We start from the raw sequence: 16,368 nt of genomic DNA on the forward strand, positions 1-16,368 counted from the left end.
GTGAGCAGACGGCTACCGCTCCGTACGAGATTGATAAGCAAACCACGTATAGCGACGGGCTTAATCGCCCGAGCGCCCAATCGAGAACGATCACACAATGGCGGAACCGTCGGGCATGGACGCGTTCGCGCACCTCGGGAGCGAGGTCCGCGAGGCGCTCTCGGACCGGGGGTTCACGACGCCCACGGAGCCCCAGCGCGAGGCGATCCCGCCGCTCGCGGCCGGGCGGAACGCGCTCGTCTTAGCCCCCACCGGCACCGGGAAGACGGAGACCGCGATGCTCCCCGTCTTCGACGCGCTCGCCGAGGCCCGAAACTCGCCCGGCGACCCGCCCCGCGAGGGGATCTCCGCCCTCTACATCACCCCCCTCCGCGCGCTCAACCGCGACATGATGGACCGGCTGGAGTGGTGGGGCGAGACCCTCGGGGTCGAGGTCGCGGTGCGCCACGGCGACACCACGCAGTACGAGCGGTCCAAGCAGGCGGACGACCCGCCGGACGTGCTCATCACGACGCCGGAGAGCCTCCAAGCGATCCTGACGGGCTCGAAGATGCGGGCCGCGCTCGAAGACGTGGCGCACGTCGTGGTCGACGAGGTCCACGAGCTGGCCTCGGCGAAGCGGGGCGCCCAGCTCACGGTCGGCATGGAGCGGCTCCGCCGCGTCGCGGGGCCGTTCCAGCGGATCGGGCTCTCCGCGACGGTGGGCGACCCCGAGGAGGTCGGCCGGTTCCTCGTCGGGACCGGGACGCGCGACCCGGACCGCGAGGGGGACCGCGACTTCGAGACGGTCGAGGTCGCGGCCGGGACGCGGACCGACGTGCGCGTGCTGGACCCGTCGATTACCGAGCGCGACACGACGCTCGCGGGCGAACTCGCGGTCGACGAGACGACCGCGAGCCACGTGCGGACGATCCGCGAGATCGTCGCGGACAACGAGTCGACGCTGATCTTCGTCAACACGCGACAGACCGCGGAGGCGCTCGGCTCGCGGTTCAAGACGCTCGCGGAGAAGGAGCGGGAGCGCGGGGTCGACGACCCCACGGAGATCGAGCTCCACCACGGGTCGCTCTCGAAGGAGGTCCGGATCGACGTGGAGGACCGGTTCAAGTCGGGCGACCTCGACGGGCTCGTCTGTACCTCCTCGATGGAGCTCGGGATCGACGTGGGGCGCGTCGACCACGTGGTCCAGTACGGGAGCCCGCGCGAGGTCGCCCGGCTGCTCCAGCGCGTCGGGCGAGCGGGCCACCGCCGCGACCTCGTCTCCGAGGGGACCGTCGTCGCGCAGGGGGGCGACGACACCCTCGAAGCGATGGCCATCGCGCGGCGGGCGGGCGAGGAGCTCGTCGAGCCCGCGAACATCCACCACGGCAGCCTCGACACGGTCGCGAACCAGGTCGTCGGCCTCGTGATGGACGAGGGGGAAATCCACGCCCGCGAGGCGTACCGGACGATCACGGACGCCTACCCGTTCAGGGACCTCTCCGAGCCGCGGTTCCAGGAGGTCGTCCGCGAGCTCGACGGCAACCGACTGCTGTGGCTCGACGAGGAGACGGACACCGTAGAGAAGTCGGGCGGCACCTGGCAGTACTTCTACGCGAACCTCTCGATGATCCCCGACGAGGCCACCTACGAGGTGTACGACATGTCCTCGCGGCGGGGTATCGGAACCTTAGACGAGCAGTTCGTCGTCAACTTCGCCGGGCCGGGCGAGACGTTCGTCCAGCGCGGTGAGATGTGGCGGATCACGGAGATCGACGAGGAGGAGGAGCGCGTGAACGTGACGCCGATCCCGGACCCGACCGGCGAGGTCCCCTCGTGGGTGGGCCAGGAGATCCCCGTCCCGAAGCCCGTCGCCGAGGAGGTGGGCCGGATCCGCGGCGAGGCCGCGGCCGCGCTGGAGGCCGGGTCGACTCCCGAGGCTGTCGCCGCCGACCTCGCCGAGCGCTACCCGACCGACGCGGAGACGGTCGCGGCCGCGCTGAAGTCCGTCGTTGACCACGTCGACGCCGGCCACCCGGTCCCCACGGACGAGCGGATCGTGATCGAGGGGAGCGCGCGCACCGTCGCGGTCAACGCCGCCTTCGGGCACGAAGTCAACGAGACCCTCGCGCGCCTGCTCGCGGCGCTGGTCGGCCAGCGCGCCGGCTCGTCGGTCGGCATGGACGTCGACCCGTACCGGATCGAGTTCGAGGTCCCCGGCGGCGTCGGCCCCGGGACCTTCCGCGAGGTGCTGGAGACGACCGACCCCGACCGGCTGGAGGCGTACCTCGAACTCGCGGTGAAGAAGTCGGACGCGCTGAAGTTCACGCTCGCGCAGGTCGCCGCGAAGTTCGGCGCCGTCAAGCGCTACAAGGAGGGGCGAGGGAAGTTCGGCGGCGACCGCCTGCTCGCCGCCCTGGAGGACACGCCCGTCTACGACGAGGCGCTCCGCGAGGTGTTCCACGCCGACCTCGCCGTGCCGGAGACCGCCGACCTGCTCGCGGCGGTCCAGGACGGCTCGCTCGACCTCGCGATCGCCCGCGAGCGGACGCCGCTCGGCACCGCGGGCCGGTCCGCCGGCACGGAGTTCCTCGTCCCCGACAACGCCGACGCCGACGTGATCGAGACGGTCAAGGAGCGCATACAGGACGACCGCGTCATCCTCTTTTGTCTCCACTGCGCGGACTGGAAGCAGACGACGAAGGTCCGGCGCGTCCGCGACCAGCCCGAGTGCCCCGAGTGCGGGTCGACGCGGATCGCGGCGCTGAACCCGTGGGACGACGAGACGGTCGCCGCGGTGCGCGCGCCCGAGAAGGACGACGAGCAGGAGCGCCGCACCGAGCGGGCCCACCGCGCCGCGAGCCTCGTCCAGACCCACGGGAAACGGGCGGTGATCGCCCTCGCCGCCCGCGGCGTCGGCCCCCACAACGCCGCGCGGATCATCAACAAGCTGCGCGAGGACGAAGACGAGTTCTACCGCGACGTGCTCCGCCAGGAGCGGGAGTACGCGCGCACGCAGTCGTTCTGGGATTAGTTCCCGGACACGCTCTTTTTTGTGTGGCACGGCCGAAGCGGGGGCATGGACCTCTCCGCCGCCGTCTCGGCAACGACAGCGACCCTCCGTCGCCGCCCCGCACAGCTCCTCCCCTTCTACCTCCTCGGGACCGCAGTCCCGGTGATCGCTCGCCTCGGCACGTTCGCCGCGCTGGCGGGGATCTACCTCCACCTCGAACTCTCCGGGCGGCTCGCGGCCGCCGGCGACGCCCTCGCCGGGGTCGAGCCGCCGCCGGAGACGCAGGACCCGGAGGCGCTTCAGGCGTGGGCCGAGGGCCTGACGCCCGCGTTCGAGCCCCTGTTGACGCCGACGGTCGGAGCCCTGTTCGTCGCCGGCGTACTCGTCTCGGTCGCCCTCGCGATAGTCGCGTACGCCGTCGTCTCGGCGGGGCAGCTCTCCGCGGTGATCACGAGCCTCCGCGACGAGCGGGGGCTCGTCGGCGGGATCGCCGGCGCGCGGTCCCGCTGGCTCACGTTCCTCGGGGTGTACGTCGCCGAGCTCCTCCTGTGGATCGCCGTCGTCGCGCTCGGGTCGATCGCGGTCGGCGCGGCGTTCCTCGCGAACCCGTTCCTCGGCGCCGCGGTCGCGGTCGCCGCCCTGCTCGTCGGGTTCGTCGCCTTAGCGCTCGTCCGGATCCTGTTCGCGTTCGCGCCGGTCGCCGTCGTCGTCGACGACGCCGGCGTCGTCGGCGCGGTCGAGGGCGCGGGCGGCTTCGTGCGCTCGAACCCCGTCGACGCCGCCGCCTACCTCGTGGTCGCGATCGGCTCGCTGGTCGCCGTCGCGTCGGTCGCCTCCGGGATCGCGTTCCTCGGCGGCGGCCCCGTCGTGGCGCTCGCCAGCGCGGTCGTCGTCGCGCCCGCGCTCGACCTGCTGAAGACCGTCCTCTACGGCGACTACCGCGGCACGGTCGACCCCGTCTCGCCGCCCGAGGCCAGCGTCAGGGCGCAGTTCGTCGGCGGAGCCCGCCGCGGCTGGCGAGCGCTCGGGAGCTTCGTCCGGTCGACGCCCGGCCACCACGCCCTCGCGCTCGCGGTGGCCGTCGGCTTCGGCGCGCTCGGCTGGCTGGCCGCCGCGCCGTTCGCCGAGACGGTCCCGACCTCGATCGAGTCGCGGCTGGCCGGACAGATCCCGCCCGTGGCGGCGCTGACGTACTTCGGGAACAACTGGGGCGTCGCGATCGCGACCGCCTTCTCCGGGGCGGGGTTCGTCCTCCCCGCGCTCTCGTCGCTCGCGTTCAACGGCCTCGCGCTCGGCGCCACCGCCGCCTTAGAGGAGAACCTCCCCGCGCTCGTCGCGTTCGTGGTCCCCCACGGGATCTTCGAGATCCCCGCGCTCGTCGCCTCGGGCGCGCTGGGGGTCCACCTCGGCGCGGTCTCGTGGCGGACGTTCCGCGGCCGCGCGAGCCGCGAGCGGCTCGCCGACGCCTTGGAGACCGCCTTCTGGGTGACCGTCGGCCTCGGAATCCTGTTCGCCGTCGCCGCCGTGATCGAGGGGTTCGTCAGCCCGTTCTACTGGCGGCCGTTCATCTAGGCCGCGGCCGAGCTGCCGCCCGCCCGCAGCCTTATTACCGCGCGGTCGAAGCGACGGTATGGAGCCGTTCGTCGCCGTCATCCTCGTCGGCGTCCCGCTCGCGTGGCTCGTCGGCTTCGCCGCCTACGCGTACGTCGACGCGCCCAAGTACGGCATGGACCCGCGGAAGTGGGCGCTGATCGCCTTCTTCGTCCCGCTGTTCGGCTTCTTCGCGTACGTGTTCGAGCGCGACGAGCGCGACTACGACCCGGAGACCGACCCGTACGCCGGCGGCGACGACGGCCGCACCGGCGGCTTCGCCGTCCACGAGTCGCGGCAGGGAGAAGAGCGGCTCGGTCCGGCGGGCACGGAGGCGGACGACGACGGCGACGACGACGAGTGGAACGACCCGGACGGGGTCGACCTGTAGCCCCGGCGGGTCAGAGAGCGTCGATCAGGGCCTTCCGGCGCCGGTCGAGGTCGAACGCGGCGTCGGCGGCGTCGAGCCGGCCGAGGAACGCGAACACGTCCGCGCCCGCCCCCTCGGCGTGGCGGACAAGGGCCTCGATCGACGCGCGGTTCGTGGCGAACGACTCCAGTTTCCCGCAGCAGAGCGCCAGGGCGATCCCGGCCTCACCGGACGGGAAGGCGGGGTCGACGCGGGCGAGGTCGGGGTCGTCGGTCGCCGCGTCCGCGACGCCCGCCTCGTCGGGCGCGGCAACGCGGAGACACCGCGTACAGATCGCCGCCGGATCGGCGGGAGCGTATTCGCGGAGCGCCGGCGGCACCGCGAAGGCGACGGCCTCGGCGCCGCAGTGTGGACAGGACACGCCCGTCGCTACGGGCGGGGCGGGCTAAAAGCCGACGGCGGGAAAACGAGCGGCGACCGGCGCGGAAGCGGTGATGGCGATTCGAGAGCGGCGCCGCGAGGGCGTCAGTCGGCGGGCTCGGGCTCTTCGGTCTCCGCGGCCGCGACCTCCGCGGTCGCCTCCTCGGCCTCCGCCCGCTCTTCTTCCTCCTTCTTCGCTTTGATCTTCTTCATGCGGAAGATCTCCTCGCGCTCCTGTTCTTCGAGCTTCTGCTCGATGTACTCCTGGTTCTCGTAGAGCGTCGGGAGCAGCGTGAACTCCAAGGCGTTCACGCGGCGCTTCGTGGTCTCGATCTCGGTGAGCATCTTCTTCATCGCCGTCTCGACCTCGGCCGCGAGGATGATCTTCTCTAACAGCTCCTCGTAGGCGTCGGCCGCCTCGTCGATCCGCGCCGAGGAGCCCAGCAGGCCGTAGCCGCGCTCGTCGAGGCTCTTCTGAACCTTCGAGGACTCGATCTGCGGGACCACGACGCCCATGATGTTCTTCGACTGGGTCGTGATCTCGGGGTGCTCTTTCAGCGCCGCGGCCGCGCCGCGGACGGCGACGTCGCCCTCCATCGCGCGGGCCATGTCGATCTTGCGCTGGGCCGTCTCGTAGTTCTCGGAGACCTCGGACCGGACGTCCTGCGCCTGGTCGAGGATGTCCATGAACTCCATGATGAGCCCGTCGCGCTTCTGTTCGAGCGTGTCGTGACCGCGCTCGGAGAGCTCGATGCGGTCCTCGATCGCCATCAGGTTCTTCCGCGTCGGTTTGACGTCCTTGGCCATCTTGGGGGAAGCTTCCGCTCCGAGGCGGTTAATTCTTTTCAGACGCGGCGGGTCACCCCCGACGACAACTGGGAGCGACGGCGAGCAGCGCCGCTGTCCGGCGGCGGCGTCGCAGGCGTCAAAAAGTGAGTCGGGCCGTCAGTCGGCCGCTTCGAGGACTTCGCGCTCGGACTCGTCCTCGCGGTAGTGCTCCTCGATGAACTCCTCGTCGATCCGGTTGAGGGCGTCCTTCGGCAGCATCGAGAGGAGGTCCCAGCCGATCGAGAGCGTCTCGTCGATGTCGCGGTTCTCGTCGAAGCCCTGGTCGATGAACTCGGACTCGAAGGCGTCCGCGAAGTCGAGGTACTTGTTGTCCAGCTCCGACAGCGCCTCGCGACCGACGATGTTCACGAGGTCGCGGAGGTCCTCGCCCTCCGCGTACGCCGCGAACATCTGGTCTTTCACGTCGGCGTGGTCGGCGCGGGTGAGCCCCTCGCCGATGCCGTCGTCCATCAGCCGCGACAGGCTGGGGAGGACGTTGATCGGCGGCTGGAGGCCCTGGCTGTTGAGGTCCGGGTCGACGTAGATCTGCCCCTCCGTGATGTACCCGGTCAGGTCCGGGATCGGGTGGGTGTCGTCGTCGCCCGGCATCGTGAGGATCGGGATCTGCGTGACCGAGCCCTCGCGGCCCTTGATCCGGCCGGCGCGCTCGTACAGCTGCGCCAGGTCGGTGTACATGTACCCGGGGTACCCGCGGCGGCCGGGCACCTCCTCGCGGGCCGCCCCGATCTCGCGGAGCGCCTCGCAGTAGTTGGTCATGTCCGTCAGGATGACGAGGACGTGGTAGTCCTTCTCGAAGGCGAGGTACTCGGCCGTCGTCAGGACCATCCGCGGCGTGACCGTCCGCTCGACGGCGGGGTCGTCCGCGAGGTTCATGAACACGACGGAGCGTTCGAGCGCGCCGGTGCGCTCGAAGTCCTCCATGAACTCGTTGGCCTCCTCCTGGGTGATCCCCATCGCGCCGAAGATGACGGCGAACTCGGAGCCCTCCTCGTCGTCGCCCTCCTCCTCTTCGGGCACGCTGGCCTGCCGCGCGATCTGCATCGCGAGCTCGCTGTGCGGCTGGCCGGAGCTGGAGAAGATCGGGAGCTTCTGCCCCCGGACCAGGGTGTTCATGCCGTCGATGGCGGAGACGCCCGTCTCGATGAACTCCTCGGGGTACTCCCGGGAGTACGGGTTGATCGCCGCGCCGACGATGTCCTGGCGCTCCTCGGGAACGATCTCCGGGCCGTCGTCGATCGGGCGGCCGGAGCCGTCGAGCACCCGCCCGAGGAGGTCCTCGGTGACGGGCATCTTCATCGTCTCGCCCAGGAAGCGGACGGACGCGTCTCGGTCGATGCCTGAGGTGCCCTCGAAGACCTGGATGGCGACCACGTCCTCCGAGGATTCGAGCACCTGTCCGCGCAGCGTCTCCCCCTGTGCCGTCTCGATCTCGACGATCTCGTCGTAGCCGATCGCCTCGTCGACCTCGGCGTACACGAGGGGACCGCTGATCTCGGTGATGGTTTGATACTCTTTCATGGTCAGTAGAGGCTCCGGAGCTCCTCGGTGATCTCCGCTTTGAGATCCTCGACGTACTCCTCGTAGTCCTCTTGGACGCCGATACGGTTAATCCGCGGGGCCGAGTCGATGTCGATGATCTCCTCGACCGGGACGCCGGCGTCGAGCGCGTCGAACGCCTCGTCGTTGAACGTCTGGATCGTCGTCAGCATGAGGTACGTCTTCTCCGGCGGACAGAACGTGTCGACCGGGTGGAACGCGTTCTGCTGGAGGTAGGCCTCGCGCAGGTAGCGCGCGACCTCCAGAGTGAGCTGCTGGTCGTCGGGCAGGGCGTCCTTCCCGACGAGCTGGACGATCTCTTGCAGCTCCGTCTCCTCGTCGAGCACGTCGACCGCCCACTGGCGCCGCTCGGCCCAGTCGTCGGCGACCTCGTCTTCGAACCAGGGGTCGAGCTGGTCTTTGTACAGCGAGTAGGACTCGTTCCAGTTGATCGACGGGAAGTGGCGCCGCTCCGCCAGGTCCGCGTCGAGCGCCCAGAACGTCTTCACGATACGCAGCGTGTTCTGGGTGACCGGCTCGGAGAAGTCGCCGCCGGGCGGCGACACCGCGCCGATCGCCGAGACGGAGCCCTCCGTCCCGTTGATGTTCTCGAAGTAGCCGGCGCGCTCGTAGAACTGCGCCAGGCGGGCGGCGAGGTACGCGGGGTACCCCTCCTCGCCGGGCATCTCCTCCAGCCGGGAGGAGATCTCGCGCATGGCCTCCGCCCACCGCGAGGTGGAGTCGGCCATCAGCGCCACGTCGTACCCCATGTCGCGGTAGTACTCGGCGATCGTTATCCCCGTGTAGATACAGGACTCACGCGCCGCGACGGGCATGTTCGAGGTGTTCGCGATGAGCGAGGTGCGGGCCATCAGCGGGTTGCCGTTGGCCGGGTCCTCCAGCTCGGGGAAGTCCTCGATGACTTCGGTCATCTCGTTGCCGCGCTCGCCGCAGCCGACGTAGACGATGATGTCCGCGTCGGCGTACTTCGCGAGCTGGTGCTGGGTGACCGTCTTCCCGGAGCCGAACGGCCCGGGGATGGCGGCCGTCCCGCCCTTCGCGATGGGGAACAGGCCGTCGAGGATGCGCTGGCCGGACACCAGCGGCGTCCGAGGCGTCTTCTTGTCGTTGGCGGGGCGGGCCTCGCGCACCGGCCACTCCTGGTGCATCGAGATCTCCTCGCCGTTGTCCAGCTCGACGACCGTCTCGGTCACGTCGAAGCTCCCGGACTCGGCAGCGACGACCTCGCCGCCCTCGTAGTCCGGCGGCACCATGACCTTGTGGTCGATGGTGACCGTCTCCTCGACGATCCCGACGATGTCGCCGGGCTCGACGACGTCGCCTGCCTCGACCTCGGGCTCGAACTCCCACTCCTCCTCGAGGTCGATACCGGGCGCGTCGACCCCGCGGTCGAGGTACGGACTGCCCATCTTGCCCTCCAGCACGTCCAGGGGGCGCTGAACGCCGTCGTAGATGGCGTCCAGCATCCCCGGGCCGAGGTCGACCGACAGCGGCTCGCCCGTGTTCTCGACGGGTTCGCCGGGGCCGACGCCGGAGGTCTCCTCGTACACCTGAACGGTCGTGAGGTCGCCCTCGATCTCGATCACTTCCCCCATGAGCCCTTCGTCGCCGACGTAGACGACGTCGTTCATGCGGGCGTTGAGATCGCGGGCGGTCACGACCGGACCGCTCACGCTCTGAATGACGCCGCTGTCTGTCTCGGCGTCGGTTGTGTCTGCTTTGCTCATATTAGTCGTCTTCCTCCATCAGGTCGATGCCGATGGCGCGTTTGATCTGGTCGCGCAGCCCGCCGCTGCCGGCGCCGGAGCCGCCGAGCGTCACGAGGACCGGCTCGATGCTCCCCTCGACGGCCTCGCGGGTCCCCCGCGAGAGGTGGTCGAGGTCGTCGTCGTGCATCACGATGATGCCGACGTCGTCGTCGTCGAGCGTCCGCTCGACGGCGTCGTCGAGCCGCTCGTCCTTCTCGTCGTCCGGCACGTTCTCGAACGCTCGGACGCCGGCGAGGCGGAATCCGGTCGTGAACTCCGGGCTGCCGACGACCGCTATCTCCTGGCTCATGTTATCACCAGCTCCGATTCGATCTCCTCGGGCGAGAGGCCGGCCTCCTTCCCGCGGGCGATCGCCCGGATGTTCTCCGTCTCGCGCTCCTTCGCGAGGATGTAGGAGATCACCGGGGTGACCGACACCGGGTGGATCGTGCCGAGGCGGTCGCCGTACGCCAACAGCGCGCCGTCGATGGCGTGCTCGAACGCGATGAGGCTGTCCGCCTCCTCGAGCTCGCGCAGCGCGGGCCCGAGCTCGTCGCCGTACTGGCTGTCGCCGATGTACTCGACTAGCTCGTCGAGGTTCTGCGCCAGCCGCGCGAGCGACGAGCGGGTGAACAGGTCGCCGCCCTCGATGAAGTACGCCGCGGGGTCGATGTCCGCGCCCGAGCGGGCGAGCCGGAGCGCGTTCGTCGCGTTCCGGAAGTCGACCTCCGCCTTGAGGAACGCCTCGTACTGCCGGGTCGGCTCGTCGCCGCCGAGCCCGGAGAGGAGCCGCTCGTAGAACGCGCGGTCGACCGCGTTCTCCAAGGGCACCAGCACGCCCGTCTCCTCGTACTCGGCGAACGCCTCGCGCAGCGGCTCGCCGTAGATCGTGTCTTCGAGGACCTCGATCACGCCGTCGATCGAGTCCGCCTCCAGCAGCCGACGGACGCGCCGGTCGTCGAACTCGCCGGCGCGGATCAGGTCGGCCTCGACGGCCGACTGGTCCGCGTCGGTGTAGACGCCGCGGATGACCGTCTTCACGTTCCAGGCGTCGAACTTCCGGAGGTAGCGGGCGATGAGGTCGTACAGCGGCCCCTCGCTCCAGTCGAGGATGGCGTCGAACTGCTCGGCGAGGTTCCGGTTCAGCGCGTACTCGATCAGGTCCACGCCGCCGTGGCGGCTGCCGAGCGCGTTGACCTCCTCGCCGTAGCTCGACTCCTCCATGAACCGGGCGATCTCGGCCGGCCCCATCCGGGTCAGCTTGCGGTACTCCTCGTCCCCGTAGAGGCTGCCGCGGCGGGCACGAACCCGCGCGACGACGTACTCGGGGTTCGAGCTACCGGCGGCGCTCATTGGTCGAACAGCCGCTCCGAGATGTTCTTCAACTCGTCGTCCCAGACGGACTCCAGGATCGAGTCGAACGTGTTGTTCACGCGAACGCGGGAGGTGTCGCTCTCCGCGACGACGCCGCCGAGGCAGTCGACCTCGCCGTCGACCTCGGCGTTGCGGTCCGCCACGAGCTCTTCGAGCAGCTCGACGTCCTCGGCGCGGGTGTAGACGGCGACGTCCTCGTCGTCGTCGAACTCCGCGAGGGTCGCGTCGAGTAAGGCCTCCGTGAGGTCGCGGCGGTCGTCGCCGTCGAGGTCGGCTATCGCCGCCTCGACCTCGTCGTGGACGTCCTCCAAGACGTCGCGGCGGGCGCCCAGCCGCTCCTGTTTGGCCTCGAGCTTCGCCGACGAGAGCGTCTGTTCGCGCTCCTGGTCGATCTGGCTCTCGACCGCTTCGAGCCGCTCCTCGCGGATGCGGTCCGCGTCGGCCTCCGCCTCGTCGATGACCTCGTCGGCCTCCGCCTCGGCCTGTTCTCGGATCTCCTCCGCACGCGCGCGGGCCTCATCTTCAACGTCCTCAACGACGGTTTCCAAACTCATTGGTTGAAAAACGCTGGAGAGTTACCCGACGATGAAGACGACGACGAGCGCGAGGATGACGATCGTCTCGGGAAGGACCGTCAGGATGAGCCCGTTGACGAAGAGGTCGTCGTCCTCGGCCATCGCGCCGACGGCGGCCGACCCGATACCGCGCTCCGCGTAGCCTGCGCCCAGCGCCGCGAGCCCGACGGCGAGCGCCGCCGCGGCGTTGGGGTCAGTCAGCGTTCCACCGGTCGACAGTACGAGGTTCCCGAGTTCGTTGGTAGCTTCAAACATTGGTAGTAGTTGCTGTTGCTCGTCTCCGAACGGTTGCTATTTGCCCCTACAGGAGTCATAAAGCTTCCCAAAACGACCGAACGGAATCCGGGAGAACGGCGGGGAAAGCGGGTGCTATCCGCGTCAGAACCCGACGGAATTGCCGGGTTCGACCGCGGTCGAAGCGGCGAGACCGAGCGGCGACCGACGACCGGGCGTCGTCAGTCGTCGCGGGTGTACTTCCGGTCGCGGCCGAACGGGAGGTACGCGCGGCCGCCGCCCTCGTAGAAGTTCCCGAAGAACTCCACGTACTCGAGGCGGACCGCCTGAATGCCGGCGGACGTGACCCCGAGCAGGAGGACGACGACGTGGCCGACGACGGCCACGAGGATCCCGCCCACCAAGGCGACGATCCCGACCAGACCGATCGAGGCCGGGTCGAACGCCGTGGTGATCCCCGCGAACACGAGCTCGTAGTCCGCGGTCTCTTGCACCTTGGCGAGGTAGTCCGCGCTGAAGATGAAGTGGAAGCTCCCGTCGCCGCCGTCGTCGATGTAGGCGCCGAACGCGAGCAGGTTGACCGCGAGCGCCATCCCGCCCTTCGCGAGCAGGACGGCCATGATCCGGGCGTACGAGATGACGTTGACGATCGGCGAGAGGAACTCCGCGAGCTCCGGCGGCTCGCCGATGCCGAGCAGCACGATCCCGAGCAGGGCGCCGACGGCGCCGGCGATGCCGACGACGACCGGGAACCCGCTGAACGAGACCGCGCCGAACGTCAGGATCGAGACCGCCTCGAACAGGAAGTCGGGCTTCGGACCGGGCACGTGCTGGCTGAAGATCCAGATCCACGCGCCGTTGAGGATCAGCAGCCACGAGCCGGCCTCGTACACGGCGTGTTTGAGGTCGTGCTGCTGGGCGGTGCTCACGAACGAGAGCACGTGACCGACGTTCAGGTGGACGATCCCGAACACCACGCTCACGACGAGGAAGGACAGCCCCCAGTTGAGGTCGGCGGGCGAGAGCCCCTTCCCGGCGACCGGCCAGTGGATGCCGAGCAGCTGGTAGGCGTGGTAGCCGAACAGGTCGATCCCGAAGTAGATCCCGAACAGTATCGTGAAGCCGCCGGCCCACATCGCGACGGAGCCGAGCTCGCGGAACGCCCCCTCGTAGTTCGAGTACATGAAGAACCCGATGGCGGCGTAGAGGACTCCGTACCCGACGTCGCCGATCATGAACCCGAACATCGCCGGGAACGTGAGGAAGACGAGGAGCGTCGGGTCGAACTCCGAGTACTTCGGCCGCCCGAACGCCTGAACGAGGAGTTCGAACGGGCCGGCCGCGCTGCCGTTGTCTTGGACGACCGGCGGGTCGTCGGAGCCGTGCGCCGCGTGGCCGCCGTCGGTGGCGACCGCCGTCTCCGTCTCGCGGTCCGCGTCAGCGGCGCTCGCGCCCTCGGCGCCGCCCGACTCGTCGTCGACCGGCTCGGCGTGGTGGTCGCCGTCGGGGGTGAACGAGGCGCGTTCGAGCTCCTCGACCTCGACGTGGTCGCCGACCGCGTCGACGATCGCCGCCTCGAAGTCGGGGTACGTCTCGGTCGGCACCCACCCCTCCGCGACGAAGGCGTTCTCGGTGGTCGCGAACGAGAGCGGCGCCTCCTTCTTCTCGGCCTCGATGGTGAGCTGCTCTTCCGCGCGCAGCAGGAAGCCCGCCGCCTCCTCTTTCACCGATTCGAGCTGGCGCTCGACGCCGGCGAGCTCGTCGCGGAGGTCGGCCTGCTCGGCCTCCAGCTCCGCGACGTACTCCTCCGGGCTGGCGTCGGCGTCCGGCACGTCGAGCAGCGCGATGTCGACGCCGACGAGCGCGTCCTGAACGACGCCCTCGGCGTCGGGGTCCGTCGGCCGCGCGACGATGGCGAGCACGTCGCCGCCGACGAACACGTCGAAGACGTCGATCGAGTCGGCGTCGGCGAGCGCGGCCTCGACCGCGTCGGGCTTGGCCTCGCCGACGACGACCTCGACCGAGTCGTAGCCGCGCAGGTACTCGAGGTCGATCCCGAGCTCGGCGAACGGCTCCATCCGGTCGATCTCCTCCTGGCAGTCGCGGATCGCGGCCTGGAGCTCGTCGCGCTCGTCGTTGAGCTCGTTGACCCGCTCGCGGACCCGTTCGAGCTCGGCGACGAGCTCGTCGTCGTCGAGCGACCGGGCGACCTCGGCGTCGTCCTCGTCGACGTCGAGGATGCTCTCGAGCGACCGGACCGTGACGAGGCGCTCGTTGACGGTCTCCGCGCCGTCGAGCGACGTCCCGGGCTCGAACCCCTCGTACCGGTCGTCGTAGTCCGTGACGTGCAGGGAGTGGTGGGCGTACGCCGCCTCGATGACGTCGTCGATGACGCGCTTCGAGCCCGTCACCGACACCCGGCTCATCTGCTCAGGCCTGAGCATCCACCGCCTCCTCGGCCTGGTCGTGGACCGCCGCCTCGAACTGTTCTACGGCGTATTCGACGGCCGATTCCACACGGTCGCGGGCCTCGCGTTCGAGCTCGTCGCGGTCGGCACGCCCCGATTCGAGGATCTCCTCGCGCCGCTCCTCGATCTCTTCTCGGGCCGCTTCGAGCCGCTCTTGGGCCTCGGCCTCCGCCTCCTCCTCGGCCTCGGCGCGGATCTCGTCCGCGCGCTCTCGAGCTTCGGCGAGGCGCTCCTCGGCGTCCGCTTCCGCGTCAGCGATGATCTCGTCCGCCTCCCGTTCGGCCTCCTTGATCGAGTTGAGCACCTCTGGTCTCGCCATGCTACTAATCGCCTGAAACTCTACAAGCGACGTATAAGGTGTTTGCGAAAGCCCGCGGGGTTGCGCGCCGATTCCGGGGCGATCTCGCCCGGATTCCGGCCGGGACCCGGCCGCGACGGCCGGGAGATCCGGGCGCCGCCGCCTACATTTAAGTAGCAGTCGCCGGACCCTCACCGTATGGCAACGGTGTATGCGGTCGCGTCGGCGAAGGGTGGGGTCGGGAAGACCACCACGACGGCCGCGCTGGCGACGATCCTGGCGGACTCGGGCGCCGACGTCGTCGCGATCGACGCCGACCTCGGCATGGCGAACCTCGCGGGCGCCGTCGGGGTGACGCCCGGCGAGACCACCCTCCACGACGCCCTGGCCGGCGAGGCGGACCCGGAGGATGCGGTCCGCGAGGGGCCGTCCGGCCTCCGGGTCGTCCCGGGGGCGACCGATCTCGACGCGTACGCCGCCGCGGACCCGTCGGGGCTCCGCCGGGTCGTCGAGGCGTTCGACGACGCGGACTACGTGTTCGTCGACGCGGGCGCCGGGCTGTCCCACGACTCCACGCTCCCGCTCGCGATCGCCGACGAGACGCTGCTCGTCTCGACGCCGGAGCGGAGCGCCCTCGGCGACACCGAGAAGACGCGGCAGCTGACCGAGCGGCTCGGCGGGACCGTCGCCGGCGCCGCGATCACCCGCGTGACCGACGACACCGACGAGGTCGTCACCGCCCTGCTCGACGTCCCCGTCCTCGGCCGGATCCCGGACGACGAGGACGTGGCTCGGGCCGCGGCGGCGAACCGCCCGCTGCTGGCCGTCGCGCCCGACGCGCCGGCGACGCGCGCGTACCGCGACCTCGCCCGAGCGCTGACCGGCGCGGCCGTCGACGGGGCCGGGCTCGACGAGCCCGCGGCCGAGGCGGTCGGCGGCACCGAGGCGCCCGCAGCGGAAGCCGAGGGCGAGATCGATGACGAGGCCGAGGAAGCGCACGAGACGGGCGACGAGACCGAGGACGGACAGCCGGACGCGCCCGACGACGACGCGGTGATCGTCGACGACGGGCCGGCGGCCGACGACGAGCCCGACGGCGGCGAGGGCGAGGTCGACGAAGCGGAAGAGACCGGCGAGCCGGACGAGGCCGACGGGGAGGACGAGGACATCATCGTCGCGGATCCGGACGCGACCGGGGTGGCGGAGCCCGGCGACGGCGACGACATCATCGTCGCGAGCGAGAGCGAGGCGACGGGTCCGGACGCGGCCGACGACACCGACGAAGCCGGCGACGACGCGGGTGACGGCGGGAGCGAGGCCTCCGACGATGACGGAGGCGAGACGACCGACGAGGGAACAGCCGACGACGGCGACGAGCCGGAGGAGTCCGTCGACGACGGCGACGGGGCGGCTCGCGAGGGCATCGACGCCGACCGAGAGGCGACCGAGAGCGACGAGGCCGGCGGACCCGACGCCGGCGACGGGTCCGTGAGCGGCGGGAGAGCGGCCGCCGAGCTCGAGGCCACCGGCCCCGAGGCCGCGACGGACGAGGAGTCGGACGCGATCCCCGACGCGGACGAGACGGCGCGCGGGGCGACCGCCGGGCGCGACGCCGGCGGCGACGGGCCCGAGGGCGGTTCGGGCGCGGATTCGGAGACCGACGACGACATCGACGACGAGCTCGCGGGCAGCATCCCGTTCCGCGACGACGACACCGGGACGATGAACACCGTGCTGTCCGAGGAGGACGGCGAGAGCGGGACGGGCGCGGACGACGAGGAAGGCTCGGCGGACGCGGGCGCCGAGTCGGAGCCGACCGCGGACGCCGACGACGACGAGGAGAAGGACGGCGGCTTCTTCAGTCGACTACTCGGCCGGTGAGGGCGGCGGCTC

At 70.4% G+C, this 16,368-nt stretch carries 14 protein-coding genes; 4 read left to right on the forward strand and 10 right to left on the reverse strand.

The features are described 5' to 3' along the window. Positions 1–97 precede the first annotated feature (97 nt). From HPS36_RS05415 to HPS36_RS05425, 3 genes are read left to right on the forward strand one after another with little or no spacing between them, the layout of a single operon-like run. Positions 98–3,013, forward strand: a complete 2,916-nt coding sequence (locus HPS36_RS05415) for a DEAD/DEAH box helicase (protein ID WP_173228964.1) — start codon at positions 98–100, stop codon at positions 3,011–3,013. A 45-nt stretch (positions 3,014–3,058) separates the two neighbouring features. After that, on the forward strand, positions 3,059–4,564 hold the full coding sequence (locus HPS36_RS05420; protein WP_173228966.1) for a stage II sporulation protein M: 1,506 nt from the start codon (positions 3,059–3,061) through the stop codon (positions 4,562–4,564). Between the two features lie 58 nt (positions 4,565–4,622). Beyond that, on the forward strand, positions 4,623–4,973 hold the full coding sequence (locus HPS36_RS05425) for a PLD nuclease N-terminal domain-containing protein (RefSeq protein ID WP_173228967.1): 351 nt from the start codon (positions 4,623–4,625) through the stop codon (positions 4,971–4,973). 10 nt (positions 4,974–4,983) lie between these two features. On the opposite strand, the gene HPS36_RS05430 is transcribed toward HPS36_RS05425, so the two are convergent. The 10 genes from HPS36_RS05430 to ahaH form a co-directional block, all read right to left on the reverse strand. Continuing rightward, the gene (locus tag HPS36_RS05430; protein ID WP_173228969.1) at positions 4,984–5,373 is read right to left on the reverse strand and encodes a DUF6276 family protein; all 390 of its coding nucleotides are present in this window, start codon (positions 5,371–5,373) and stop codon (positions 4,984–4,986) included. Between the two features lie 104 nt (positions 5,374–5,477). Next, positions 5,478–6,179, reverse strand: coding sequence for a V-type ATP synthase subunit D (locus tag HPS36_RS05435; RefSeq protein WP_053772454.1), 702 nt, complete (start codon positions 6,177–6,179; stop codon positions 5,478–5,480). 138 nt (positions 6,180–6,317) lie between these two features. Next, positions 6,318–7,739, reverse strand: a complete 1,422-nt coding sequence (locus HPS36_RS05440; protein WP_053772453.1) for a V-type ATP synthase subunit B — start codon at positions 7,737–7,739, stop codon at positions 6,318–6,320. 2 nt (positions 7,740–7,741) lie between these two features. Next, positions 7,742–9,505, reverse strand: a complete 1,764-nt coding sequence (locus HPS36_RS05445) for an ATP synthase subunit A (protein ID WP_137717826.1) — start codon at positions 9,503–9,505, stop codon at positions 7,742–7,744. A 1-nt stretch (position 9,506) separates the two neighbouring features. After that, on the reverse strand, positions 9,507–9,836 hold the full coding sequence (locus HPS36_RS05450; protein WP_173228971.1) for a V-type ATP synthase subunit F: 330 nt from the start codon (positions 9,834–9,836) through the stop codon (positions 9,507–9,509). Then, positions 9,833–10,879, reverse strand: coding sequence for a V-type ATP synthase subunit C (locus HPS36_RS05455; RefSeq protein WP_173228972.1), 1,047 nt, complete (start codon positions 10,877–10,879; stop codon positions 9,833–9,835). The genes HPS36_RS05450 and HPS36_RS05455 overlap by 4 nt, the downstream gene beginning before the upstream one ends. Next, complete coding sequence (locus HPS36_RS05460; RefSeq protein ID WP_173228974.1) at positions 10,876–11,454, reverse strand: V-type ATP synthase subunit E; 579 nt, start codon at positions 11,452–11,454, stop codon at positions 10,876–10,878. The genes HPS36_RS05455 and HPS36_RS05460 overlap by 4 nt, the downstream gene beginning before the upstream one ends. Before the next feature lie 21 nt (positions 11,455–11,475). Continuing rightward, entirely contained in the window at positions 11,476–11,730 is a 255-nt protein-coding gene (locus HPS36_RS05465; RefSeq protein WP_004598766.1) for a hypothetical protein, read from the reverse strand. A gap of 200 nt (positions 11,731–11,930) precedes the next feature. Then, a complete protein-coding gene (locus HPS36_RS05470) occupies positions 11,931–14,135 on the reverse strand; it encodes a V-type ATP synthase subunit I (RefSeq protein WP_173230794.1) in 2,205 nt (734 codons plus the stop codon). A 4-nt stretch (positions 14,136–14,139) separates the two neighbouring features. After that, the gene (gene ahaH, locus HPS36_RS05475) at positions 14,140–14,496 is read right to left on the reverse strand and encodes an ATP synthase archaeal subunit H (protein ID WP_173228976.1); all 357 of its coding nucleotides are present in this window, start codon (positions 14,494–14,496) and stop codon (positions 14,140–14,142) included. Between the two features lie 177 nt (positions 14,497–14,673). Between ahaH and minD the strand changes: the two genes are divergently transcribed. Then, the gene (gene minD / locus HPS36_RS05480) at positions 14,674–16,356 is read left to right on the forward strand and encodes a cell division ATPase MinD (protein WP_173228978.1); all 1,683 of its coding nucleotides are present in this window, start codon (positions 14,674–14,676) and stop codon (positions 16,354–16,356) included. Positions 16,357–16,368: the final 12 nt, after the last annotated feature.

The organism is Halorubrum salinarum (genome assembly GCF_013267195.1).
GTDB lineage: Archaea > Halobacteriota > Halobacteria > Halobacteriales > Haloferacaceae > Halorubrum > Halorubrum salinarum.

Bases quoted from the DNA above. Each gene is read 5' to 3' on its own strand.
- ahaH (WP_173228976.1), bottom strand. From the start codon at position 14,496: ATGGCGAGACCAGAGGTGCTCAACTCGATCAAGGAGGCCGAACGGGAG.
- minD (WP_173228978.1), top strand. From the start codon at position 14,674: ATGGCAACGGTGTATGCGGTCGCGTCGGCGAAGGGTGGGGTCGGGAAG.
- HPS36_RS05420 (WP_173228966.1), top strand. From the start codon at position 3,059: ATGGACCTCTCCGCCGCCGTCTCGGCAACGACAGCGACCCTCCGTCGC.
- HPS36_RS05450 (WP_173228971.1), bottom strand. From the start codon at position 9,836: ATGAGCCAGGAGATAGCGGTCGTCGGCAGCCCGGAGTTCACGACCGGA.
- HPS36_RS05415 (WP_173228964.1), top strand. From the start codon at position 98: ATGGCGGAACCGTCGGGCATGGACGCGTTCGCGCACCTCGGGAGCGAG.
- HPS36_RS05445 (WP_137717826.1), bottom strand. From the start codon at position 9,505: ATGAGCAAAGCAGACACAACCGACGCCGAGACAGACAGCGGCGTCATT.
- HPS36_RS05470 (WP_173230794.1), bottom strand. From the start codon at position 14,135: ATGAGCCGGGTGTCGGTGACGGGCTCGAAGCGCGTCATCGACGACGTC.
- HPS36_RS05465 (WP_004598766.1), bottom strand. From the start codon at position 11,730: ATGTTTGAAGCTACCAACGAACTCGGGAACCTCGTACTGTCGACCGGT.
- HPS36_RS05455 (WP_173228972.1), bottom strand. From the start codon at position 10,879: ATGAGCGCCGCCGGTAGCTCGAACCCCGAGTACGTCGTCGCGCGGGTT.
- HPS36_RS05460 (WP_173228974.1), bottom strand. From the start codon at position 11,454: ATGAGTTTGGAAACCGTCGTTGAGGACGTTGAAGATGAGGCCCGCGCG.
- HPS36_RS05435 (WP_053772454.1), bottom strand. From the start codon at position 6,179: ATGGCCAAGGACGTCAAACCGACGCGGAAGAACCTGATGGCGATCGAG.
- HPS36_RS05440 (WP_053772453.1), bottom strand. From the start codon at position 7,739: ATGAAAGAGTATCAAACCATCACCGAGATCAGCGGTCCCCTCGTGTAC.
- HPS36_RS05425 (WP_173228967.1), top strand. From the start codon at position 4,623: ATGGAGCCGTTCGTCGCCGTCATCCTCGTCGGCGTCCCGCTCGCGTGG.